The 23,488-nt window shown below is 73.1% G+C and carries 14 protein-coding genes and 1 rRNA gene; 5 read left to right on the top strand and 10 right to left on the bottom strand.

The annotated features are described in order from the left end of the window. Window positions 1-32: 32 nt before the first annotated feature. Together G9H71_RS09860 and G9H71_RS09855 are read right to left on the bottom strand one after the other, a co-directional pair. Window positions 33-1,724 carry a S8 family peptidase gene (locus G9H71_RS09860; RefSeq protein ID WP_166281276.1) on the bottom strand — a complete coding sequence of 564 codons (1,692 nt, stop codon included), beginning with the start codon at window positions 1,722-1,724 and terminating at the stop codon, window positions 33-35. Window positions 1,725-1,819: 95 nt separating this feature from the next. Further along, window positions 1,820-2,671, bottom strand: a complete 852-nt coding sequence (locus G9H71_RS09855) for an MBL fold metallo-hydrolase (protein ID WP_166281274.1) — start codon at window positions 2,669-2,671, stop codon at window positions 1,820-1,822. A gap of 216 nt (window positions 2,672-2,887) precedes the next feature. On the opposite strand from G9H71_RS09855, the gene G9H71_RS09850 reads away from it, so the two are divergent. Then, on the top strand, window positions 2,888-6,589 hold the full coding sequence (locus G9H71_RS09850) for a tetratricopeptide repeat protein (protein ID WP_166281272.1): 3,702 nt from the start codon (window positions 2,888-2,890) through the stop codon (window positions 6,587-6,589). Window positions 6,590-6,714: 125 nt separating this feature from the next. On the opposite strand, the gene G9H71_RS09845 is transcribed toward G9H71_RS09850, so the two are convergent. Both G9H71_RS09845 and G9H71_RS09840 read right to left on the bottom strand, forming a co-directional pair. Next, window positions 6,715-9,666, bottom strand: a complete 2,952-nt coding sequence (locus G9H71_RS09845) for an AfsR/SARP family transcriptional regulator (RefSeq protein WP_166281270.1) — start codon at window positions 9,664-9,666, stop codon at window positions 6,715-6,717. 123 nt (window positions 9,667-9,789) lie between these two features. After that, window positions 9,790-10,194: a VOC family protein gene (locus G9H71_RS09840; RefSeq protein ID WP_166281268.1), complete on the bottom strand. Its 405-nt coding sequence runs from the start codon at window positions 10,192-10,194 to the stop codon at window positions 9,790-9,792. Between the two features lie 795 nt (window positions 10,195-10,989). Here G9H71_RS09840 and G9H71_RS09835 point away from each other — a divergent pair. Then, window positions 10,990-12,426: an HNH endonuclease signature motif containing protein gene (locus G9H71_RS09835; RefSeq protein WP_166281266.1), complete on the top strand. Its 1,437-nt coding sequence runs from the start codon at window positions 10,990-10,992 to the stop codon at window positions 12,424-12,426. Between the two features lie 49 nt (window positions 12,427-12,475). On the opposite strand, the gene G9H71_RS09830 is transcribed toward G9H71_RS09835, so the two are convergent. The 4 genes from G9H71_RS09830 to G9H71_RS09815 all read right to left on the bottom strand — a co-directional run bounded on the left by G9H71_RS09830 (window position 12,476) and on the right by G9H71_RS09815 (window position 17,053). Continuing rightward, complete coding sequence (locus tag G9H71_RS09830) at window positions 12,476-12,850, bottom strand: hypothetical protein (protein WP_166281264.1); 375 nt, start codon at window positions 12,848-12,850, stop codon at window positions 12,476-12,478. A gap of 155 nt (window positions 12,851-13,005) precedes the next feature. Continuing rightward, entirely contained in the window at window positions 13,006-14,895 is a 1,890-nt protein-coding gene (locus G9H71_RS09825) for an ABC transporter ATP-binding protein (protein WP_166281504.1), read from the bottom strand. Window positions 14,896-15,032: 137 nt separating this feature from the next. Beyond that, window positions 15,033-15,248, bottom strand: a complete 216-nt coding sequence (locus tag G9H71_RS09820) for a helix-turn-helix domain-containing protein (protein WP_166281262.1) — start codon at window positions 15,246-15,248, stop codon at window positions 15,033-15,035. Window positions 15,249-15,445: 197 nt separating this feature from the next. Continuing rightward, window positions 15,446-17,053, bottom strand: a complete 1,608-nt coding sequence (locus G9H71_RS09815) for an ABC-F family ATP-binding cassette domain-containing protein (protein ID WP_166281260.1) — start codon at window positions 17,051-17,053, stop codon at window positions 15,446-15,448. Window positions 17,054-17,339: 286 nt separating this feature from the next. Here G9H71_RS09815 and G9H71_RS09810 point away from each other — a divergent pair, with 286 nt between their 5' ends. The 3 genes from G9H71_RS09810 to G9H71_RS09800 all read left to right on the top strand — a co-directional run bounded on the left by G9H71_RS09810 (window position 17,340) and on the right by G9H71_RS09800 (window position 22,420). After that, on the top strand, window positions 17,340-18,659 hold the full coding sequence (locus G9H71_RS09810) for a GH39 family glycosyl hydrolase (RefSeq protein ID WP_166281258.1): 1,320 nt from the start codon (window positions 17,340-17,342) through the stop codon (window positions 18,657-18,659). 104 nt (window positions 18,660-18,763) lie between these two features. Beyond that, window positions 18,764-20,017: a GH39 family glycosyl hydrolase gene (locus G9H71_RS09805; RefSeq protein WP_166281256.1), complete on the top strand. Its 1,254-nt coding sequence runs from the start codon at window positions 18,764-18,766 to the stop codon at window positions 20,015-20,017. 141 nt (window positions 20,018-20,158) lie between these two features. Next, entirely contained in the window at window positions 20,159-22,420 is a 2,262-nt protein-coding gene (locus tag G9H71_RS09800) for a putative bifunctional diguanylate cyclase/phosphodiesterase (protein WP_166281254.1), read from the top strand. A gap of 110 nt (window positions 22,421-22,530) precedes the next feature. Here G9H71_RS09800 and G9H71_RS09795 read toward each other — a convergent pair whose 3' ends face one another. Continuing rightward, window positions 22,531-23,061, bottom strand: a complete 531-nt coding sequence (locus G9H71_RS09795) for a DinB family protein (RefSeq protein ID WP_166281252.1) — start codon at window positions 23,059-23,061, stop codon at window positions 22,531-22,533. A 121-nt stretch (window positions 23,062-23,182) separates the two neighbouring features. Then, window positions 23,183-23,299: ribosomal RNA gene (gene rrf, locus G9H71_RS09790) — 5S ribosomal RNA — on the bottom strand. Window positions 23,300-23,488 lie beyond the last annotated feature (189 nt).

Below are 23,488 nucleotides of genomic sequence, written 5' to 3'. Positions count from 1 at the left end.
GCGGAGCGAGCCTGTGCGACGTGGGGCACGAGCTACTCCCACGCCCCGTACCACGCCGACCCGGGGCCGGTGGCGCCGTAGTCGCGGGCGGAGCCCTGCCGCTCGGAGGACGAGGCGCTGCTCCAGGCCGAGCCGCTCCAGTTGTGCCCGCTCCAGTTGTGCCCGCTCCAGTTGTGGCCGGCCGGCCAGGTGACGTCCGAGAAGGCCACGCGCCCCAGCGGCGAGGCCAGCCAGGTGGGGGCCACCCAGAGCCCGGTGGTGTAGCCGACCGGGTCCCACGTCAGCAGCTGCGCGGTCACGAGCCCGTTGAGCAGCAGCCCGTTCAGCAGCCCGGCCAGGCCGACGACCCGGACCTGCACGCTCCCGCGGCTCAGGGCGATCGAGCCGACGCCGGTGGAGCGCTCCAGTCCCTCGTTGGCCCGCCCGGGCGGGGCCTGCCGGGCGGCGGCGTACGCGTCGACGATGCCCGCGCCGGAGGCGCCCCCGTCGTCGGTCATGGCGGGTCGGGCGGTGGCCATGAGCGCGTGCTTCACCTCGTCCGGGCCCCACTCGGGACGGGCCTGCGCGAGCAGTGCGGCGATGCCCGACACCACCGCGGCAGCCATCGACGTCCCGCTCCCGGTGCGGTACGGCCCGTCCTCGCTCGGCGGGTAGGCGGAGTCGATCGTGCTGCCCGGTGCCCGCAGCGAGCGCAGCCGAGCGCCGGGCGCCACGACGTCGGGCTTGCCGAAGCCGTCGCGGGTGGGGCCGCGCGAGGAGAAGTCGGGAAGCACGTCGTCGGCGATGTCGGAGGTGCCCAGGTCGTCCACCGCGCCCACGGACAGCACGAAGGGGTCGTCCGCGGGCTTGGTCACGGTGCCCGCCGCGGGGCCGAGGTTGCCAGCCGCGGCGACCACGACGATCCCCGCCTCCCACGCCCGCTCGACCGCGTAGTTGAGCGGGTCGGTGCGGTAGGACTGCGTCGAGTCGGTGCCCAGGGAGAGGTTGAGCACGTCGATGCCGTAGGCCGCGCGGAACGACACGACCCACTGGATGGCGGCGAGGACGGTGCTCACGTCGGTCGCGCCGTCCCGCCCGGCGACCTTCACGGACAGCACGCGCGCGCCGGGGGCGACGCCGTCGTCCCCGGTGACCAGCCCGGCCAGGAACGTGCCGTGCCCGTAGCCGTCGTCGCAGCTGCGCTCCCCGGACAGGTCGTAGCAGGAGTCGACCCGCCCGGTCCGCTCGTCGCGGACCGGCACCAGCCGCCCGGCCAGCTGGGGGACGTCCGCGACGCCGGTGTCCACGATCGCGACCGTGGCCCCCTCGCCGGTCACGCCCTCGGCGCCCAGCTCGTCGACGCGGGTCTCGGCAGCGTGCGGCTCGACATTCTGCGGCTCTGAATCGGCGGCAGGCGCGGGAGCCGGGCCGCCGAGGACGCGCACGGGCCTGTCGTCCGCGACGTCCACGACGCCCGGGGCGCCGGCGAGGCGGGCACGGGACGACGCCGGAACCGTGGCCGCGACGGAGTCCACGAGCGGCAGCCGCGCGTCGACGGTCCCACCCACGCGCTGCACCGCGCGGGCCGCCTCCTCGACGGACGCGGCACGAGCGACGACGCGTACGACGTCCGCGTCGGGCGTCTTCGAGCGCCCGGGCGCGGGCGCTCCGAGCGCGGCCCCGGCCGCCACCGCTGCGAGCGCCCACAACGCCGGGACCGTGCCCCACACACCTCGACGGACCATCCGCCACCCTCCCTCGTCGAGGAGGCCGTACCCACGAGGTATCCGCTGGCTAACATTGTGCGTCCAGATAGGCACGCAACGTCACCCGCTCGGCCCTACGCCGGGTCTGTCGTCGCCACCTCGAGCAGGTCGCCCTCCCGGGCCATGACGAGCCGCATCGCCGGCCGCGCCGAGGCGGCGACCAGCGCACGCGCCGCCTCCGCGACGTCGTCGAGCCCGTCGTCGTCGCGGGCCGGCGCGTGGTGGGTCAGCACCAGTGTGCCGACCTCGGCCGCGACCGCCAGCCCAACCGCGTCCCCGAGCGTCGAGTGGCCGTACGCGTCGGCGAGGGCGCGCTCGGAGTCGAGGAACTGCGCGTCGTGCAGCAGGACGTCCACGCCGCGGACGAGGTCCAGGACCTCGGGCGGGCACCCCAGGGCCGGGGCGTGGTCCGGGAGGTAGGCGCAGGACCGCGCCCCGTCCGTGACGCGGTAGCCGTAGGTGCGGCCGCCCTTGTGCGTGACCGCGACGGCCTCCACCCGGAGCCCGCCGACGTGGTGCACGCCGGGCTCGAGGGCGACGAAGCGCCATCGGCCTGCGAGGTCCTCCGGGGTGATGGGGAAGGCGGGCGGCGACATCGACTGCGCCAGCAGGTCGCGCCCGCTCCTGCCGTCCTGGGCCGGGACATAGACGTCGACCTCCGCGTCGTCCCGGTCCGCTGCGGTGAAGAACGGGATGCCCTGCATGTGGTCCCAGTGCAGGTGGGTCAGGAGGACCGCCCCCGTGAAGGGCCGCCCGCGCAGCTGCGGGCTCAGCAGCCGCAGGCCCGTCCCCGCGTCCAGGCACAGCGCCGGCAGAGGCTCGTCCCCGCGATAGACCGCGACGCACGAGGTGTTGCCGCCGTACCGGGCGTACCGGTGGCCCGGGGCGGCGATCGACCCCCGGACGCCGAGCAGCAGCAGCCTCACGGCCTCCACTTCCCCCCACGACGGCTCGCCCGGCGCCGGCGGCCCGGACGGCTGGCACGACAGGACCCACGGCTGCCGCCGCATTTCGCCCCGTCGCCGAACCCCCCGGCCGATTATGCTGGCCCCACCCCGGAAGAGGCGCAAGCTCCGCCGCGACCCGGGGACGACCGCGCGCACCAGCGCCGGTCTCGCATCGCGCTGACGGCGGGAGGCGGAGTGCCGGGCCTTGCGCTCGAGCCGGGTGCCGCAGCCTCACCGGGCGGCTACGACAACCCCGAGGCCTACATCCCCGGCGACCGACGGGCGGCGCTGGCTGCCGGGATGCCGATGCCCGAAAGAGTCTTCGGCACAGCGTTGTTCGCCGACATCTCCGGCTTCACCCGGCTGACCGAGGCGCTGGTCGAGGACCTCGGCCCGCAGCGCGGGGCCGAGGAGCTCGCCGCGACGCTGGGGCGGGTGTTCGACCGGCTCCTGGGAGAGCTGCACCGCTTCGGCGGCAGCGTCATCTACTTCAGCGGCGACGCCGTCACCTGCTGGCTCAACGGGGACGACGGGCTGCTCGGCGCGGCCTGCGCGCTCGCGATGCAGTCCGCGCTAGCCGAGGTCGGCCTCGTGGCCACCCCATCCGGCATGCACGTTCGCCTCGCCATGAAGGTCGCACTGGCCGTCGGTCCCGCCCGGCGGTTCGTCGTCGGCGACCCCGGCATCCAACTGCTCGACGTGCTGGCCGGCTCGCTCATGGACCACCTCGCGGGGGTCGAGAAGGCCGCCGAGCGTGGTGAGGTCGTCCTCGACTCCTCCGCGCTCACGTCGCTGGGCGACAGGGTCCGCGCCGGGGACCGGCGTGACCTGCCCTCCGGGCGGTGGGCGGCCGCCCTCCACGAGGTGCTCGTCGAGGTGCAGCCTGCGCCGCTGCGCACGAAGCACGCGCCGCTGCCCGACGACGTCGTCCGCCAGTGGCTCCTGCCGCCGGTGTACGAGCGGATGCGCGCCGGGCGGGGCGAGTTCCTCGCCGAGATCCGTCCGGCCATCCCGCTCTTCCTGCGCTTCGGCGGGATCGACTACGACAACTCCCCCACGGCGCCGGCCGACCTGGACGAGTTCATCGTCCGCGCCCAGCGGGTGATCAACCGCTTCGGCGGCAGTGCCCTTCAGCTGACGCTCGGGGACAAGGGCGCCTACCTCTACGCCGTCTTCGGCTCCCCCATCGCCCATGAGGACGACGCGGCGCGGGCCTGCGCGGCCGCCCTGGAGCTGCGTGACCTGGAGGGCACCACGGCCGCCACCGGGATCTCCATCGGTGTCGCGCAGGGCAGGCTGCGCAGCGGGACCTACGGCCACAGCAGCCGGCGGACGTTCTGCTGCCTCGGCGACGCGGTGAACCTCGCGGCCCGGCTGATGTCGGCGGCGCCGCCCGGGCAGGTCTACGCCTCGGCCCAGGTCGCGCGGAGGGCCGGCGAGGGCTACGCCTGGAGCGCGCTGCCCGACCTGCCGGTGAAGGGCAAGGTGGTGCCGGTCGCCGTGCGCCGGCTCGCCGGGGAGCGCCGCCGCCCCTCCGTCGGCGGCCGCCGCCACGGGCTGCCGATCGTCGGCCGGGAGCGTGAGCTCGAGGTGCTGCGTTCCCGGCTGCACCGGGCGCTGACGGGCGAGGGGCAGGTCGTCGCGATCGCCGCCGAGGCCGGCATGGGCAAGTCGCGGCTGGTCGCCGAGCTCGTCGAGCAGGCCCGGTCCGAGGGCGTCACGGCCTGTGTGGGCGAGGCGCAGGCGTTCGGGACGAGCACGAGCTACGCCGCGTGGCAGGACGTCTGGCTGGACCTGCTCCGGGTCGACCGCGAGGCCTCGCCGCCGGACCAGCTGCTGGCTCTCGAGTGGCACTTCAAGCTCAGCAACCCCGGGCTCGTCCCGCGCATCCCGCTGCTCGGGCCGGTCCTCGGCACCTCGTTCCCGGACAACGACCTCACCCGCGCCTTCGAGGGCAAGCTGCGCAAGGCCTCGCTCGAGGCCCTGCTGGCGCAGTACCTCGCGCGGCGCGCCGCGGACGAGCCGCTGGTGCTGGTGCTCGAGGACTGCCACCGGCTCGACCCGCTCTCGCGGGACCTGCTCGACGTGGTCGTGTCGGCGATCGCGTCCCTGCGCGTGCTCCTGGTCCTGGCCTACCGGCCCGAGGAGGGCACCGCCTCCGCCCTGGGCCTGGGGGGGGCCGCGCACGTGACGGAGCTGGCGCTCGGCGAGCTCGGTGGCGACGCGACGAGCCGGCTGATCGCCGCCAAGCTCGAGCAGCTGTTCGGCGTGCGCGAGCCCTCACCCGCCCTGGAGAGCCTCGTGGCCGAGCGCTCGGAGGGCAACCCGTTCTACGTCGAGGAGCTGCTGAGCTATCTGCGCAGCCGTGGCGTGGCACCCGACGACGAGGCCGCGATCGCGCAGCTGGACCTGCCGGAGAGCCTGCACAGCCTGGTCCTCAGCCGCATCGACACGCTGAGCGAGGACCCGCGGCGCACGCTGAAGGTCGCGAGCGTCGTCGGGCGCGCCTTCTCCACTCGCACTCTGCAGGGCGCCTATCCCGAGCTCGCCGAGGAGGGCCTGCGCCACAGCCTCGACGCGCTCACGGCGAACGACCTGGTGCTGCCGGACCCGGACGCGGACGTCTCGTCGTACCTGTTCAAGCACGTCGTGACCCGCGAGGTCGCCTACGAGAGCATCCCGTACGCCGTCCGCGCCGTCCTGCACGAGCAGGTCGCCCGGCACATCGAGGCTGCATCGGGCGCCCCGCACCGGCTCGACCTGCTCGCCCACCACTACTGGCGCAGCGGGAACGACGACAAGAAGCGCGAGTACCTCGCCCGGGCCGGGGAGGCCGCCCGGGCGGCCTACGCCAACGCGGCGGCCATCGACTACTTCGAGCGGCTCGCCCCGCTGCTGGGCGAGCGGGAGCGTCCCGAGGCCCTGCTCAAGCTGGGCAAGGTCCTGGAGCTGACCGGCAGCTGGACCGAGGCCGAGGCGGTCTACCGCGAGGCGTTCGACCTCGCGGAGCGTCACGAGGACCGGCTCACGGTGGCGTGGGCGTTGACGGCGCTCGCCGAGGTCGCCCGCAAGCAGGGCCGCTACGACGAGGCGGCCGACGGCCTCGAGCTGGCCGGTATCGCGTTCTCGGCCCTGGGTCACGCGGGCGGGACAGGACAGGTGCTGCACCAGCGCGGCACGCTCGCTGCCCAGCGGGGCAACTATCCCGAGGCGAACGCGTCCTACGAGCAGAGCCTGGAGATCCGCCGGCGGCTCGGGGACAAGGCGAGCATGGCCTCGCTGCTCAGCAACCTCGGCGTGATCGCGGAGTACGCCGGGGACTACGCGCGCGCCCGCTCGCTCAACGAGCAGGCGCTCGCCCTGCGTACGGAGATCGGGGACCGGTGGGCGATCGGGGTGTCGCAGAACAACCTCGGCATGATCGCCCTGCTGGAGGCCGACTGCGCCACCGCGCGCTCCCACTTCGAGGAGTCGATGCGGATCAACGTCGAGGTCGGCGACCTGTGGATGGTCGCCATCGCCCACAACAACCTCGGCAACGCGAACCGCGGGCTGGCGGAGTTCGCCGCGGCGAGGCACCACTACGCCGAGAGCCTGCGCTGCTATCGCGCGTACGACGACAAGTGGGCGCTCAGCATCCTCTACGAGGACGTCGCGGTCCTCGCGGGCCACGTCGGGATGCCGGCCGAGGCGCTGCAGCTGATGTCGGCCGCCGAGCGCCTGCGCCACGAGATCGGAAGCCCCCGCTCCCCCGCTCAGCAGTCCCAGCTGGAGGAGGCGCTCGCGCCCGCGCGGCGGGACCTCGGGGACCGGGCCGACGACGCGTGCGCGGCCGGGAGCACGCTCTCGGCGGCCAGAGCCTTCGACCTCGCGCTGGCGGTGTGCACGGCCGGCTGAGCCTCCGCCGGCGCTCGGGCCGCTGCCTGGGACCGGTGGTGCTCGATGAGCCGGGTGGACGTCGAGCAGTGTGGCTGCGGGTGACGTCAGCGCGTTTTGCGCATTCCGGTTCGCCGAAGCGCCGTTCAGCCTCGTGCCCGGCCCTGCACGGGCATCCTGACGTGGTCGGCGAACGAGCGCGCCAGGGTCACCAGCTCGGCTACGGCCAGCCGCTCGCCGCGGGCCCACGCCTCGCCGGCTCCGGCACAGCGGCGCACCGCCTCGTCGATCCGCGCGGCGCGCCACGGCGTGTGCCGGGCGCCGATGTCGCCCGCGAGGCGCACGGCTCCGGCGAGCAGCAGCGCCGCCGGCTCCATGCGCGACAGGCCGGCGAGAGCGCAGGCTTCCCCGCACAGGGCCTCGACCGTCCACAGCGCCTGCTCGTCGGCCTCCGGGCCGCTCAGGAACGTGTCGAAGCAGCCCAGCGCCTCCTCCCAGTCCTGCTCCGCGACGGCAGCCCAGCCCAGGTTGATCGCGAAGACCTGGGGCACGACGGCGAACCGCCGCAGCTCGTCGTTGCGCGCCTCGCGCTCGAGCACCTCGCGCCCGCGGGCCGCCCGACCCGACTCCACGAGAGCGATGCAGGCGTTGCACAGCGGCGGCAGCCGGACGGACGTCGACGCGCTGCGCTGGGCGAGGGCGATGGCGTGCTCCGCCCAGTCCACGGCCTCGGGCAGCCCTGCGGCGGCGGCGGCGACCGAGAGGTTCGCGAGCGCGTCGGCGAACCGCTCGTCACCGCACTGCGCCGCCTCGTCGGCAGCGAGGCGCCCCCAGCGCACCGCGGCGGCGAAGCGGCCGGCGTCATGGTCGAGGCACATCAGGACGGCGTACGCGTTGGTCAGCCAGGCCGGGTCACCGCTGGCGCGCAGGGCGGGCAGCGCCTGGTCGGTCGTGGCGCGCGCAGCGTCGGCCCGGCCGCGCAGGCGAAGCAGCGCAGCCTGGATGACGCGTACCTTCGCGACCTCGAGCCCCTCGGCGTCGTGCGAGCGGTGCAGAACCTCCTCGAGCACGGCCAAGCCGGTGTGGACCGCCTCGCTCCACAGCCAGTAGAGGCCGAGCGCCACCGCCAGGGGGTACGCCTCGGGCGCCGGCCCCGCGGCGGTGAGCGCGCTGCGCAGCCCGGCGAGCGCGTTGTCGTAGTCCTTCCGCACCGACGTCAGCAGCTCGTCGTCGACCCACTCCTGCGCCGACCACCGCGCGGCATAGTGCTGACGGTGGCAGTGCTCGGCGTCCCCGCGGCCGGAGGCGTCGAGGAGCCCGCGGGCATACGCCCGGATGGTCTCGAACATGCGCAGCCTGGCCTCCCCGTCCGCAGTCCGCTCGATGCGCAGCAGGCTGCGGTCGACCAGGCGCAGCAGGACGGCCTCCGCGGCCTCGCGCGCCAGGCCGGGGGCGCACACGGCGGCAGCCGCCTCGAGGTCGGCACCGCCGGCGAAGACGCTCGCTCTTGCCAGGACGGCCCGGTCGCCCGGTGCAAGCAACGAGACGCTCCAGGCGATGGTCTCGGCCAGGCTGCGGTGCCGGTCCGGCCGGTCCACCGACGTCGGGTCCCGTAGCTCGAGCGGGTCCTCGAGCCGGGCGAGCAGCTGTGCGGGCGAGAGCATGCGCCCCTGGGCCGCTACGAGCTCGAGGGCGAGCGGCAGCCCGTCCAGCCGCCGGCACACCTCGGCGAGCGCTGCCGCGGCCGCCTCGCGGGCCCGTCCCGGCGCGCCTCCGGTGCCTGCCGTGCCGCCCGTCGTCCGGAACGTCGGGTCGGAGTCGGCGAGCCGGTCGAGCAGCAGGACCACCGCCGGCGACCGCAGCACCTCGTGCGCGGCCGAGCCCGGCGCGGGCACCTCGAGCGGCGCGAGGGCGTACTCGGCTTCGCCCATCACCCTGAGCCGCTGCCGCGAGCCGGCGACCACGAGCAGCCGGTGGCAGCGCCGGAGCAGTGCGGCGAGCAGGCCGGCCGACCCCAGGACGTGCTCGACGTTGTCGACGAGCAGCCGCAACGGCGCCCGGCCGATGCGCTCGGCGAGCGCCTCCTCCGGGTCGTCGTAAATCTGCGGGACCTCCAGGGCGCGGGCTATCGCGTCCGGCACGTCCTCGACGGTCGCCCCCGAGAGGTCGACGTAGACGACCTGCTCCCCGCGCGCCTCCGCCGCCGCGCCCACTTCGAGCAGCATGCGCGTCTTCCCGACGCCTCCGGGGCCGGTGACGGTGACCAGCCGGTACGTCGCCATCAGCTCGGCGACCGCCGCGAGGTCGGCCTCCCGCCCCCGGGTGGCGGTGAGCGCGTGCGGCACCCGCGTACGGAACCCGGTCGGGGCGGGAGCGGCGAGGGACTCGTCCTGGGCCAGCACCCGCTGCTGCAGGTCCACCAGCTCCGGCGACGGGTCCAGGCCGAGCTCCTCGCCGAGCAGCAGCCGCAGCTCGCGGTAGGCGTTGAGCGCGTCGGCCTGCCGACCGCTCCGGTAGAGCGCCGTGATGAGCAGCGCGTGCAGGCGCTCGCGCAACGGGTGCTCGGCGAGCAGCGTGCGCAGCTCCCCCACCACCTCGGCGTGCCGGAGCCGGTCGATGTCGGCAGCGATGCGCTCCTCGAGAGCGGACGTCCGGGCCTCGTCGAGCCGGAGGCGCTCCGCGCCCGCGATCTCGTCGGGCACGTCGAGGTAGGCCTCACCGCGCCACAGGTCCAGGGCGGCGGAGATCCGTTCGGCTGCGACGTCGGGCCGTCCCGCCGTCCGGGCCGCGGCACCCTCGGCGGTCAACCGGGCGAAGCGCTCGCAGTCGAGGTGGACGTCCGGGCCGAGCGAGTAGCCCGTCTCCGAGCGGACGAGGCAGCCCGGCCCCAGTGTCTTGCGCAGCCGCGAGACCGCGGTGTGCAGCACGCCGGGACCGGCCGACGCCCCCCAGACGACGTCGACGAGCCGAGACGCAGGCACGAACTCGCCCCGCCGGATGGACAGGAACGCGAGCAGGTCTCGGGGGCGCGGACCGCCGACCGGGAGGGCACGTCCCCCGTCGACGATGCGGAGCGGTCCGAGGACCTGGAGCTCCATGGACGGAGCGTAGGTGCGTGGGCGCTCCGTGGCCACCGCTTTCGTCCGGGCCTGCCCCGCCCTGTCCCGCCCAGCCGCGCCCCGTCCCGACCCGCCCAGCCGCGCCCCAGTCGGGGCGGTGGGTCAGCCGCCGGAGATGTTGACCATCCAGGGGATGCCGAAGCGGTCGACGCAGGCGCCGAACTCGTCGCCCCACATCTGCTTCTCGAGCGGGACCGTCACCGTGCCGCCGTCGGACAGCCGATCCCAGTACGACCGCAGGCTCTGCGCGTCGTCGCCGCTGAGGCTGACGGTGATGTTGGTGCCGGGCGTGACGTCGATCCCGGGCGGGTTGTCCGCAGCCATCAGCGTGAACCCGTTGGGCGCCTCGAGCATCCCGTGCATGACCTTGTCGGGGATCGGGGAGTCCTGGTCGAACTCACCGAAGGTGCTGACGGCGAGGTCACCGCCGAAGGTCTGCTGGTAGTACTCCAGCGCCTCGCGGGCGTTGCCGTCGAAGCTGATGTAGGGGTTGAGACGCGAGGCCACAGCTCCTCCTCCGACCGGGGTGGGGAGCGCAGGCTAGCGCTGCAAAGGGTGGGAGGGCGATGCCTTGACCGCGCCCTCGGGGGCTGCGACGGGTCCGGCAACGGCAGCGAGTGGTCACGCCTTCGTCGATGACGGCATCATCGGCGACCAGGTTGAGCGAAATCGAGGCGGCCGGCTCAGCGGTGAAGCCCCGCGGTTCCCAGCCCCTCGTCGCCTCCAGGGCACGCTCACTGGCGTGGGCGTGCAGGCAATCACTCCTTTTCGGCGTGCTGCGCCTTCCCCCGTCGTGGATTCTCCTGACAACGCCGGGAGCGCCCTGCGGTGTGCAAGCTCGATCGAACGGATAAGGGGGCGTGGCACCCTCGATGAGGATGACCGTCTCGCCGACAAGCGGTTGACCCACCACCACTCCTATCCATCGATCGCGTGAGTCGTGAACGTAACAAGGGGTTCGGAACCCGGGCCACCGAACTCGCTCCGCCCACCGACGACCTCTCGATGAGACCCGCTGGTGACCGGCTCTGGCCGGTGGTTGCGCGACGACCGGGCTGAAGCGGACCGGGCCACGCCCCACTTGTCCACAGCTAGAAGCTGAAGTCGGTTGATCCACAGTTTCGAGCCGCTCACACAATGCAGGACTGGTGCCGTGATAGCGACCCGCAACAGCGCAGCCACAGCCAGCCACTCGACGTCATCTCCTGAACTAGACTTCACAACTTATGAGTGAGAAGAGAGCTTCGCCGATACCCCGGTTTTCGGGCTAGTTCTGTCGGTGGTGGCGGCTAGGTTGTCGGCATGGGAAACAGCACGGTCGACGCGCTCGCGGCATTGTCCGCGGCGATCGACGCGCTGTCCGCCCTCGACCTCACCGACCTGCCGGCCGAGCACGCGGGGGAGTTCGCCGCCGCCTTGGTCGTGCAGGAGCAGCGGGTGGCCGCAACCCGGGCGCGCGCGCTGGCCGTGTTCGACGGATCCGGCGCCGCCCGCGCGGCGGGGGCGACCTCGACCGCGGCGTGGCTGCGCGGCACGGCGAACCTCTCGCCCGGCGACGCCGCGGCCGCGGTCCGCGCCGCCCGCACCGTGCGCGACCTGCCGCAGACGGCGGAGGCGTTCGCCGCCGGTGAGATCTCCTGGCGGCACGTGGACCTGCTCGGCAAGGCGCTGCGCAAGCACGGAGTCGAGCATCTGCGCGCCGCCGAGCCCACCCTGCTCCCGCTGGCCAAGGCCGCCCCGCCCGCCGAGCTGGCCGTCGCGCTCCGGCGCCTGGACGAGGCGCTCGACCCCGACGGCGCCGCCCGGCGCGAGGTGGAGCGCTGGTCCAAGCGCCGGCTCTCGCTCGTGACGGGGATGGACGGGCTCACGTTCCTCGACGCCGTCATGGCGGACGAGGACGCCGAGCTGGTGCGCTCGGTGCTGCTGCCGTTGGCCAAGCCCACCCATCTGCCGGACGGCACCCCGGACGACCGGACCGGCGGGCAGCGGATGATGGACGCCCTGCTCGACGCGCTGAAGCGGGTCGCCGACTCCGGCACCCTGCCCGAGTCCGGCGGGCAGAAGCCGCACGTCACCCTCGTCGTGCCGCTCGACACCCTGCGCGCCGAGACGCGCACGCAGGCCGGGAGCGCGCTGACCGCGTTGTGGGGTGCCTCGTTCGGAAGCGAGGAGCTGCGGCAGGTCTGCTGCGACGCGGCCGTCACCCCCGTCGTCGTCGGCCCTGCCATGAGCGCCCCTGTCGCTGGCGGGGACGGGGCCGCCCTCGACGTGGCCGCCCTCGATTCCGCCGCGCTCGATCCACAGGAGCTGCGAGCGCACCTGGACGCGCAAGGCCGGTTCCTCGGCCTCGGCCAGCCGTTGGCGCTCGGGGAATCGGCCCGCACGGTCAGCGTCGCCCAACGCAGAGCGCTGACCGTGCGTGACGGCGGGTGCATCTTCCCCGGCTGCGACCGGCCGCCGTCGTTCACCGACGCCCACCACGTCGTCTTCTGGTCACACTCCGGGCCGACCGACCTCGACAATCTGATCCTGTTGTGCCGTCGGCACCACCGCATCGTCCACCACGACCACTGGCGGGTCGAGCACGACCCGCACCGCCCCGGCCTGTTCCGCTTCCGCCACCCCACTGCCGACCAATGGCTGCGCGGCCAGCACTCGGTCGACCGCAACCCCGGAAGCCGACTACCCCTGTCTTGGCTGGACCAGGGCCAGGCCCACGACGAGAAACCGGACAGTTGACGTGGTGGGCTCGGAGAGTTTTGGTCACCCGGGCGTCACTCCTGCGCGATCACGTCCACAGCACCGCGACGAGAACGTTCGCGATCGCGAACGCCCCTGCGCTGTGGAAGAACGGGAGCGGCGCCTTGGCGTCGGCGGCACCGGCATCGGCGGCGCGCTGCTTCCGGGCGGCGAGCACGACGCTGACGAAGGCGAGCAGCGCGACTACGAGCTTGACGGCGATCTTCGCGTTGTTCACCTCGAGGTCGTCGGCCTGGCGGACGCCCACCAGCGCGACGCCCGACACCAGCTGCGTCGCCGCGCCGACGAGCATCAGCCGGGTGTCGAAGCCCGCCTTGCGGCTCACCTGGAACAGGAACGGCCCGATCAGCACGCTGAGCCCGAGGATGTGGACGACCAGGAGGAGAAGACGCAGCGTGTTCATGGCCCGGAGGCTAGTGCCGCCGGCGTCGGGTCAGCCCGGGATGTGCGGGTCGTCACCGCACCCGTGCGATGGCCGCGCCCCGTGCGGTCACCGCACCCGTGCGCTCACCGCCTCCGGCCGTTCACCGCCCCCGTTCCGCCACCGCTTCCACCCCGTCACCGCTCCCCGTGCACCGACAGCTCGGCCGCGGAGCCCGCAGAGTCCTGGGTGCGGAACTGCGTGCGGTAGAGCTCTGCATAGAGGCCGCCTTGTCCGAGGAGCTCTTCGTGCGTCCCGCGCTCGCGGATGCGGCCCCCGTCGACGACGAGGATCTGGTCGGCCTCGCGGACCGTCGACAGCCGGTGCGCGACGACGATGCTCGTACGGCCCGCCAGGGCGGTGTCGAAGGCGCGCTGCACCGCGGCCTCCGACTCGCTGTCCAGGTGCGCGGTCGCCTCGTCCAGCACGACGAGGCGCGGCGCCTTCAGCAGGAGCCGCGCAATGGCGAACCGTTGCTTCTCCCCGCCGGACAGCCGGTAGCCCCGGTCCCCGACGACCGTGTCGAGCCCCTCGGGAAGAGCGGCCACGAGGTCCCACACCTGCGCCGCACGCAGCGCCTCGGCCAGTTCCTCGTCGGATGCGCCGGGCCGGGCGTAGAGCAGGTTCGCGCGGATCGTGTCGTGGAACATGTGCGCGTCCTGGGTCACCACGCCGATCGCGGCACGCAAAGACCGCTGGGTCAGGTCGCGGACGTCGACCCCGCCGACGCGCAGCGTGCCACCGGTGACGTCGTAGAGCCGGCTCACGAGCGCGGTGATCGTCGTCTTGCCCGCCCCCGAGGGGCCGACGAGCGCGACGAGCTGCCCGGGCTCGACGCGGAAGGACACGTCGTCGAGGACCAGTGCCGACGGGCCGGAGTCGTGCGCGCCGACGGCTTCCAACGAAGCCAGCGACACCTCGTCCCCCGCCGGGTAGCGGAACGAGACGTGCTCGAGCTCGACGCTCGCCGGCGCCTCGGCCGGCAGGTCGCGTGCGCCCGGCCGGTCATCGACCATGGGCGCCAGGTCGAGCACCTCGAAGACCCGCTCGAAGCTCACCAGCGCCGTCATGACGTCGACGTGGACGTTCGAGAGCGCGGTCAGCGGGCCGTACAGCCGGATGAGCAGCGCCGACAGCGCGACCAGTGTGCCGACCTCGAGCGAGCCGTCGATGGCGAGCAGGCCGCCGACGCCGTACACGAGAGCGGTCGCGAGTGCCGCGATGAGTGTGAGCGCCGTGAAGAAGACGCGGCTGTACATCGCCGAGGTGACACCGATGTCGCGGACGCGCGCCGCCTTCGCCGAGAAGTCGCGCAGCTCCTCCTCGGGCCGGCCGAACACCTTGACCAGCAGCGCGCCGGAGACGTTGAACCGCTCGGTCATGGTCTGGCTCATCGCCGCGTTCAGCTGCATCGACTCGCGGGCGATGGCCTGCAGCTTCCCGCCCACCCAGCGCGCGGGAAGGATGAAGACGGGCAGCAGCAGCAGCGCGACGAGGGTGATCTGCCACGACAGGTAGGCCATCGTCGCCACGACGAGCACGAGGCTCACGACGTTGCTGACGACCGCTGACAATGTGGTGGTGAACGCCTGCTGGGCGCCGATGACATCGCTGTTCAGCCGGCTCACCAGCGATCCGGTCTGCGTACGGGTGAAGAACGCGACAGGCATCGCCGAGACGTGGCCGAAGACGCGGCTGCGCAGGTCGTAGATCAGGCCCTCGCCGATGCGCGCGGAGTACCACCGCTGCACCAGCCCGACGACTGCGTCGAGCAGCGCCAGCCCTGCGACCGCGAGGGCGCCGAGGACGACGACGCGCCTCGCCTCGGGCACGACCCCGTCATCGATGATGACCTTGAAGAGCAGCGGGGTGACGACGCTGATCCCCGCGCTCACTACGGTCAGGACGAGGAAGACGGCGAGCTCGGACCGGTACGGGCGGCCGAAGCGCAGGATGCGGCGCAACGTGCCGCGGGACAGCTTGTGCCCCTTGACCTTGCCCGCGTTCTGATAGGACCGCAGAGCCATCCACTGCGAGTGGGACACGGGCCTCCTCCAGCCGTAGCAACCTCAAGGCGACAACACGAAGTCCGCGGACGGGAAGTCCCGTCCGCGGACCCGTTTCTCCCTGGGCGTACGGCCGGCAGGGGCGGTGCAACGGCCCGCTAGGAGGCCTTCTTCCCGCGGGTCGCTCCCCCGCGGCCCCGGAGCTGCACGCCGGACTCGGTAAGCATTCGGTGGACGAAGCCGTAGGACCGGCCCGTCTCCTCGGCCAGGGCTCGGATGCTCGAGCCTGTCGAGTACTTCTTCTTCAGCTCGGTGGCGAGCTTGGCCCGGTCGTTCCCTGTTACCCGAGCGCCCTTCCTCAACTGATCGGCCACTCCGTCGCCTCCTCGGGCGTCCCACCGTCGGTCGTGCCGGCCCCTCCGTCCTGGTGCAGGAGTGGCGCGACCGGGAGATACCCGCGTGATCGCCACAAACACGTCTCGAAGCGGTCACAGAGCGAAAAGTTGGAGTCAACCCCTTCGGGCAGCCGACGGTGCCCCGACGAGCAGCCGGCCGCCACAGCGACGGAGCTTCACGCGAGGGCGACCAGGTCGGCGTACTCGGGGTTCCAGAGGTCCTCGACGCCGTCGGGGAGGAGGAGCACGCGCTCCGGGTCGAGCGCGCCGACGGCTCCCTCGTCGTGCGTGACGAGCACGACGGCGCCCTTGTATCCAGCCAGCGCGGCCAGGACCTCGTCACGGCTGGCCGGGTCGAGGTTGTTGGTGGGCTCGTCGAGGAGCAGCACGTTGGCGCTCGACACCACGAGGGTGGCCAAGGCGAGCCGGGTCTTCTCCCCACCGGACAGCACACCCGCCGGCTTGTCGACGTCCTCGCCGGAGAAGAGGAACGAGCCCAGGACGCGACGGGCCTCGAGCTCGGGCAGGTCCGGGGCGGCCGAGCGCATGTTCTCCAGCACGGTCCGCTCCGGGTCGAGCGTCTCGTGCTCCTGGGCGTAGTAGCCGAGACGGAGCCCGTGCCCCGGCTGGATCTCGCCGGTGTCGGCCTGCTCCACGCCGCCGAGGATCCGCAGCAACGTCGTCTTGCCGGCGCCGTTGAGCCCCAGCACCACGACCCGGCTGCCCTTGTCGATGGCGAGGTCGACGTCGGTGAAGATCTCCAGCGAGCCGTAGGACTTCGACAGCCCGTTCGCCATCAGCGGCGTCTTGCCGCAGGGCGCGGGCTCGGGGAAGCGCAGCTTGGCGACCTTGTCCGAGGCCCGGATGTCCTCGAGCCCGGAGAGCATCCGCTCGGCCCGCTTCGCCATGCCCTGCGCGGCCTTGGCCTTCGTGGCCTTGGCCCCCATCTTCGCGGCCTGGGCGAGCAGGACCGACGCCTGCTTCTCGGCGTTGGCCCGCTCGCGCTTGCGGCGCCGCTCGTCGGCCTCCCGGGCCGCGAGGTAGGCCTTCCAGCCGACGTTGTAGGTGTCGACGGCGGCGCGGTTCGCGTCCAGGTGCAGCACGCGGTTGACCGTCGCCTCGAGCAGGCCGACATCGTGGCTGATGACGACGAGGCCGCCCTTGTGCTTGGGGAGGAACTCGCGCAGCCACACGATGGAGTCGGCGTCGAGGTGGTTGGTCGGCTCGTCGAGCAGCAGGGTGGTGTCGGTGTCGGTGCCCGAGAACAGGATGCGCGCCAACTCGACGCGCCGGCGCTGACCGCCCGACAGCGTGTGCAGCGGCTGGCCGAGCACGCGGTCCGGCAGCCCCAGGCTCGAGGCGATCGTCGCCGCCTCGGCCTCCGCGGCGTACCCGCCCTTGGCCGTGAACTCGGCATCGAGCCGGGCGTAGCGCCGCATGGCCTTCTCGTGGGTCTCCGGGTCCACGCTGGCCATCGCGCCCTCGGCCTCGCGCAGGCCGCGGACGACCTCGTCGAGCCCGCGGGCGGACAGGATGCGGTCCCTGGCGAGCACGTCGAGGTCCCCGGTCCGCGGGTCCTGCGGGAGGTAGCCGATGGCCCCGGAGTGCGTGACGGTGCCGGCGGCAGGCAGCCCCTCGCCCGCCAGCACCTTCGTCAGCGTGGTCTTGCCGGCGCCGTTGCGGCCGACCAGCCCGACCCGGTCGCCAGGAGCGATACGGAACGAGACTTCGGACATCAGGATGCGGGAGCCGGCGCGCAGCTCGATGCCAGTTGCGGTGATCAAGGAAGCTCTCCGGTACGACGGGACGACGGACGGACGGGGACGGCGGCCCGCTGCGGAGCGGGGCCGGCCGCCGGCGCGTCAGGGCGTACGGACGGAAGGCACGTCGCCAGTCTACGGCAGCCCCGTCTCCCAAGTCCGGACGGTTTCGTTCGGCAAGGAACTCTCCGTCGCGACTGAACGTCCGGTCAGGGGCGGTGCGTCCTGTTCTCGGAGGCCGGCCGCCGAGCCGGTGTCCGACCGCTCGAGTGACGCCCGCACGACCGACCGCACCTTGAGGAGTAGCCCTTTGCAGTTCCGCCGACCCGGATCCCTCGTCCCCGACCGTTCCGACCAGGTCGTCGACGGCCGTGCAGCCGCCGGAAGCGCCGCGCGTCCGCGCCGCCCCCACCGCGTCGCCGCCGTCGTCGCAGCGGCCACCGCCCTTCCGCTCGTCGCCGCCCTTCCCGCCTCCGCCGCGACCGTGACCGTGCCCAAGGCCTACTTCGGCATGCACCAGTCGAGCGTGAGCAGCGGAGTGTTCCCCGGCGCCCCCGTCGGCGCCGTCCGGCTGTGGGACGTGGGAGCGCAGTGGCGCGACGTCGAGCCCTCGCGCGGCACCTGGGACTTCACCAAGCTCGACCGCGCCGTCACGACGAGCCGCGCGAAGGGCGCGCAGCCGATGATCGTGCTGGGACAGACCCCCACCTGGGCGGCGTCGAAGCCGAGCCTCGCCGGCCCGTACGGCCCCGGTGCGGCCTCCATGCCGCGCAGCATCACCTACTGGCGCGAGTACGTCACGAAGGTGGCCCAGCGCTACAAGGGGCGGGTGCGGGCGTACCAGATCTGGAACGAGCCGAACGTCGAGACGTTCTGGACCGGCACGGCCGCGCAGATGGTGACGCTGACCCGCGAGGCCCGCGCGATCATCAAGCGCTACGACAGGAACGCGACCGTCGTCAGCCCGGGCTTCGCCACGCGTCGCCCGACGAACATCCCCTGGATGAGCTCGTACTTCCGGGCCGGGGGCGGGAAGTACGTCGATGTCGTCGCCCTGCACCTCTACCCGGCGCCGACCGCCGGGCCCGAAGGCTCGATCACGCTGCTGAACAAGGCCAAGCAGGCGCTGAAGAAGGCGCGCGTGTCCAAGCCGATCTGGAACACCGAGATCAACTACGGGGCCGGCTACAACGGCGCGCCGCCCCGGGCCTATGCCGATTCGACGGCAGCGGCGTACGTCTCGCGCACGCTGCTGCTCAATGCGTCCAACGGCGTCTCGCGCGTCTTCTGGTACGGCTGGGACACCCGCGGCTTCCTCGGCATCGACCTGAGCCGCCAGTCCAGGCAGACGCGTGCCGGGCAGGCGTACCGCATCACGCAGAAGTGGATGCAAGGCGCGCGGCTCCAGAGCTGCACGGTCGACAGCCGGCGCACCTACACCTGCGTGCTGCGCTACTCCAGCCGTTCGTACGCGAAGGTGATCTGGAACCCCTCGCGGGCCATCCGCGTGCGAACCACGAAGTACACGACAGGTGTCGAGTTCGTGAACGGCCGCGTGCTGAGGTTCCGCGGCGCGCGCAATCAGACCGTGATCGCGAGCCCGGTGCTGATCCGGAGCACGCGGGTCTGAGCACCGGCCGCCGCCCGGATCACTGAACGAATCCTCCGGCGCGGCGCGTCTTTCGCAATAGCGGTCGTACGGCCCGATAGAAATGGACAGTGAGGAGAATCCCTGTGCCACACCGTCAGCTCCGTTCCCGCCTCGCCGGCCTCGCCGCCGCGGCGACCGTCGCCCCGCTGCTGGCGGCCCTGCCGCTGCAGTCGGCGTCGGCCGCCACCGTTACCGTCCCCCGTTCGTACTTCGGCCTCCACCAGACGAGCCTCGCCCAGGGCGAGCGGCCCGGCCTCCCGGTCGGCAGCGCCCGCCTCTGGGACGTGGGCGGCGGCTGGAACAAGGTCGAGCCGGCCCGCGGCAAGTGGGACTTCACCGCCCTGGACAAGGCGGTCGACACCGCCAACCGCTACGGCGCGGCCCCGCTGCTCGTCCTCGGGGCGACCCCGACGTGGGCTTCGACGAAGCCGACGTCGCAGGACGTCTACGGCCCGGGTGCCGCGGCCATGCCGCGCAGCGTCACCTACTGGCGGGAGTACGTCACCGCCGTGGCCGAGCGCTACAAGGGCCGGGTCCGGGCGTACCAGATCTGGAACGAGCCGAACCAGTCCACGTTCTGGACGGGGACGCCCGCGCAGATGGTGCAGCTGACCCGGGAGGCGCGCACGATCATCAAGAAGGCGGACGCCACGGCGACCGTGGTGAGCCCCGGCTTCGCCACGCGCCGGCCGACCGACATCCCGTGGTTCCGCTCCTTCCTGCAGGCCGGCGGCGGCAAGTACTCCGACGTGATCGGCCTGCACCTCTACCCGGCGCCCACCGCCGGGCCGGAGGGCTCGATCACGCTGCTCAACTCGGCCAAGGCCGCGATGGCGGCCGCAGGGGTGCGCAAGCCGATCTGGAACACCGAGATCAACTACGGCGCCGGCTGGGCCAACACCGACAAGCCGCGCACCTACAACGACGCCAACGCCGCGTCGTACGTCGCCCGCACCCTCCTGCTCAACGCGGGCAACGGGGTCTCCCGTGTCTACTGGTACGCCTGGGACACCAAGGGCTACATGGGCATCGACCTCACCCGCAACGGCAAGCAGACGCGGGCGGCCGAGTCCTACCGCATCGTGCAGCAGTGGCTGCTCAACAACCAGCTGCAGGGCTGCACCACGGACCGGCAGCGGACCTACACCTGCACCATCCGCTTCCGCAACGGCTCCTACGGCAAGGTGATGTGGAACCCGTCGAAGCTGATCCGGGTGCGGACCACGAAGTACACGACCGGCATTCAGTTCATCAACGGCCGGACGCTGACCTTCCGCGGCGCCCGCAACCAGACCGTCATCGCGAGCCCGGTGCTCATCCGCTCCACGCGGCTCTGACCGGTTGACGGCTCCGTCCGGGCGGGCACTCTCCACGAGTGCCCGCCCGGACGCATGTCCGGCTCCTGCCGCCAGCGAAGATCACCTAAACGGAGGCAGCAGCGCTCCCCAGCTCCGCCGCCACCCCGCCGATAGGGCACGGTGACCGCTGCCCGACGCAACCGCCTGCTCGACGCGCCGCGGCCGGTAGCCGTCGTCGTCGGGGCGCTGCTGGCCGGCTACGTGCTGCACTGGACGCTCTCCGTCTCCGGGCTCGCGCGGACCGGCGCGGCGTTCGAGGCGGACGAGGTCTTCGAGACGTTCCTCTCCCTCGTCGCCACCGGCCTCATCCTGACCCGCGGCCTGCTGCCCGGCCGGTCCGGGCGCAGCCCCTGGCTCGCCTTCGGCACCGGGCTCGCGGCGTACGCGGCCGGGACGCTCGCTTCGTACGGGCTGCTGCCCGACCCTGCTCTCGCGGGCGGAGTGCGCCTGTCCGAGGCGTGCTGGCTCGCGCTGTTCCCCTGTTCCTACGTCGCCGCGATGCTGATGCTGCGGGACAAGGTGGCCCGGCTGCCGTCGACGCTCTGGCTCGACGGCGTCATCGCCGGCTTGAGCGCCGCGGCCATGGGCGTGCTGGTCGGCGCGTGGGCGCCGGCGAGCGCCCACGGGAAGCTCTCCACGGCGCTGTTCCCCCTGGCCGACCTCTTCCTGGTCGTCCTGGTCGCGGTGATGTTCACCCTGGCCGACTGGCAGCCCGAGCGCGGCCTGCTGTTGCTCGGCCTCGGCCTGCTGGCCCAGACGCTCGGCGACACGATGTGGCTCGCGCAGACGGCGGCCGGCACCTACTCCCCCAACCGCCCGCTGCCCGACCTGCTCTACGGCGCCGCGGTGGTCCTCTGCGTGCTCGCGGCCTGGTCGCGGCCGCGGACTCGCGACGTCCGCCCGCTCGCCTGGTGGGCCGTCCTCGCGGTCCCGATCGCGCTCGCCGCGCTGGCCGTGGGGACGCTCGTGCTCGCCGGCGTGAGCACGCAGCCGGCAGCCTGCGTCGGCCTGGCCGCTGCCGCAATCCTCTGCGTGCTCGTCCGCGCCGTCCTCGCCGTGCGCGACGTGCAGTCGCTCGCGCTCAGCCGGCAGGAGGCGCGCACGGACGAGCTCACCGGCCTGGCCAACCGACGGGCCTTCTACGAGGCGGTCGAGCGCCACGCGCTGGACGCCCCCGGGGCCGGCGCCGCCGTGCTGCTCTTCGACGTCGACCGTTTCAAGGAGGTCAACGACTCGCTGGGCCATTCGGTCGGTGACGAGCTGCTCGTCGAGCTGGCCGCCCGGTGGGCCGAGTGCGTACCGGCGGACGCGCTGCTCGCCCGGCTGGGCGGCGACGAGTTCGCGCTCCTGCTGCCTGGCGCGGGCGAGCGGGAAGGCCTCGCGCTCGGTGAGACACTGCGTCGCGCGCTCGAGCTGCCCGTCGCCTTGGCCGGCATCGCGGTCCACGTCTCGGCCTCGGTAGGCGTCGCGGTGGAGCTCGGGTCCCCGGAGAGCCCGTCGGAGCTGCTGCGCCGCGCCGACATCGCGATGTACGCCGCGAAGGCGGGGCCGGGCGTCACGGCCTACCAGGAGGTCGGGGACGAGCGCCTGGACCGGCTGCGGCTCGGCGAGAGCCTTCGGGCCACGTTGAGCGGCGAGCAGGGCTCGGGGCGGCTCGTCCTACACTACCAGCCCCAGCTCTGCCTGAGCACCGGCAAGATCGTCGGCGTCGAGGCGCTGGTGCGTTGGGAGCACCCGACGCGGGGCCTGGTCGGCCCGCTCGAGCTGCTGCCGTTGGCGCAGGCCATCGGGCGCGGCCGCGACCTGACCCGTGCGGTCCTCAGCGAGGCGTTGGCGCAGGCCGGACGCTGGCATCGGGCCGGCCACGACCCGCGGGTCTCCGTCAATCTCGCGCCCGCGGACCTGCTGGTGCCTGACCTGCCGGCCTTCGTGGCGTCGCTCCTGCGCCGGCACGAGCTGGACCCTGCCTTCCTGGTGCTCGAGATCACCGAGGACAGCTTCATGAAGGAACGTACGCGGTCGCTCGGCGCGCTCGAGGCGCTGCGCGCCCTCGGCGTCGCGATCTCCATCGACGACTACGGCGCCGGGTACAGCTCACTGAGCTACCTGCGCGACCTGGCCCCGTCGGAGCTCAAGATCGACCGCAGCTTCGTCGCCGACATGGCGACCTGCGAGCGGAACCGCGCGATCGTCCGGTCGACCATCGCGCTCGCGCACGCGCTGGGGCTCGTCGTCGTCGCCGAGGGGGTCGAGACACAGGAGACCGAGGCCGCTCTGCGCGAGGCCGGCTGCGACCTGGTCCAGGGCTTCCTGTACGCGCGACCCGTCCCCGCCGCGCAGGTCAGCCTGTCCCACGCCGTCGAGCTCGCCGCGTCACCCTGACGGGGCCGACGACGCTCGTGCAGCCGGGTCGAGGGACAGCGGCCCCGCGGCGACACTCGCCGGGCGGCGAGAGACCGGCTGGCTAGCTGCCGTCCTGCGGCTCGCGGCGGCTACTCCCCCGTCGCTCCGTCGATGAGCTGGCGGACGACGTCCAGCTGGCCCACGTGGCGGGAGTACTCCTGCAGCAGGTGGAACAGGATGCGCCCGAGCGGTGGCGCGTCGTCAGCACTGGCGAAGCGGCCTCCGGCCGCGGACGGGGAGACGAGCGAGGCGCCGGCCAGGACGGCGCGTGCGTGCTCGACCTCGGTCCGGTACGCCGCGACGACGGCCTCCGTGGGCTCGTCCTCCTCGATCCGCCACTCGGCCGGCGTCCCGCCGGGTGGCCGTGCGAGCACGTCCTCGGCGGTGAAGCCCCAGCGCAGCCAGCGGCGCTCGACCCAGCCCAGATGCTTCACGAGGGCCAGTGGCGCCCAGCCGACGCGCTCCAGCGGCGTCCGTAGCTGCTCGTCGGACAGTCCCTCCAGCTTGCGGAAGAGCGCCTCGCGGTACCAGTCGAGATAGCCCAGAAGCAGGGCCTGCGGGTCGGACTCGGTCTGCGGCGGCCCGTCGAAGAACGGCCCGGGATCGGGAGGCGACTGCACCCGGCCGACACTAACGGGAGGGTGAAGGAGGTTCGTCGGCCGGCATGTGGTGTGGGGGGTGATATGGCTGTGCCCCCGTCACCCTTGGGGGGTGCGGGGGCACGACCGTCTTATCAAAGACGTCCGGCGGCGTCCTACTCTCCCACCCGCTGTCGCGGGCAGTACCATCGGCGCTGGCAGGCTTAGCTTCCGGGTTCGGGATGGGACCGGGCGTTTCCCTGCCGCTATGGCCGCCGTAACACGGCGAGACACACACACCCCTCGCGGCCCCCGCTCGCGGCCCGGTGTCCCGGGCGCGGGGGGGGTGGGTGTGTGGTGGTGTCTCAGAACCCCACAGTGGACGCGTCACGCATTCTTGGTTCTTGCTGTTCGCACTCGAGCCCCATCGGGGTGTGAGTGCAGGTGTGCTCGTTCGAGGCAGACAAGC

Source organism: Motilibacter deserti (assembly GCF_011250635.1).
GTDB lineage: Bacteria > Actinomycetota > Actinomycetes > Motilibacterales > Motilibacteraceae > Motilibacter_A > Motilibacter_A deserti.
The sequence above is the reverse complement of the archived record's forward strand: the minus strand, read 5'-3'. Positions and strand labels throughout refer to the sequence as shown.

Bases quoted from the DNA above. Each gene is read 5' to 3' on its own strand.
- G9H71_RS09860 (WP_166281276.1), bottom strand. From the start codon at position 1,724: ATGGTCCGTCGAGGTGTGTGGGGCACGGTCCCGGCGTTGTGGGCGCTC.
- G9H71_RS09845 (WP_166281270.1), bottom strand. From the start codon at position 9,666: ATGGAGCTCCAGGTCCTCGGACCGCTCCGCATCGTCGACGGGGGACGT.
- G9H71_RS09830 (WP_166281264.1), bottom strand. From the start codon at position 12,850: ATGAACACGCTGCGTCTTCTCCTCCTGGTCGTCCACATCCTCGGGCTC.
- G9H71_RS09825 (WP_166281504.1), bottom strand. From the start codon at position 14,895: ATGGCTCTGCGGTCCTATCAGAACGCGGGCAAGGTCAAGGGGCACAAG.
- G9H71_RS09835 (WP_166281266.1), top strand. From the start codon at position 10,990: ATGGGAAACAGCACGGTCGACGCGCTCGCGGCATTGTCCGCGGCGATC.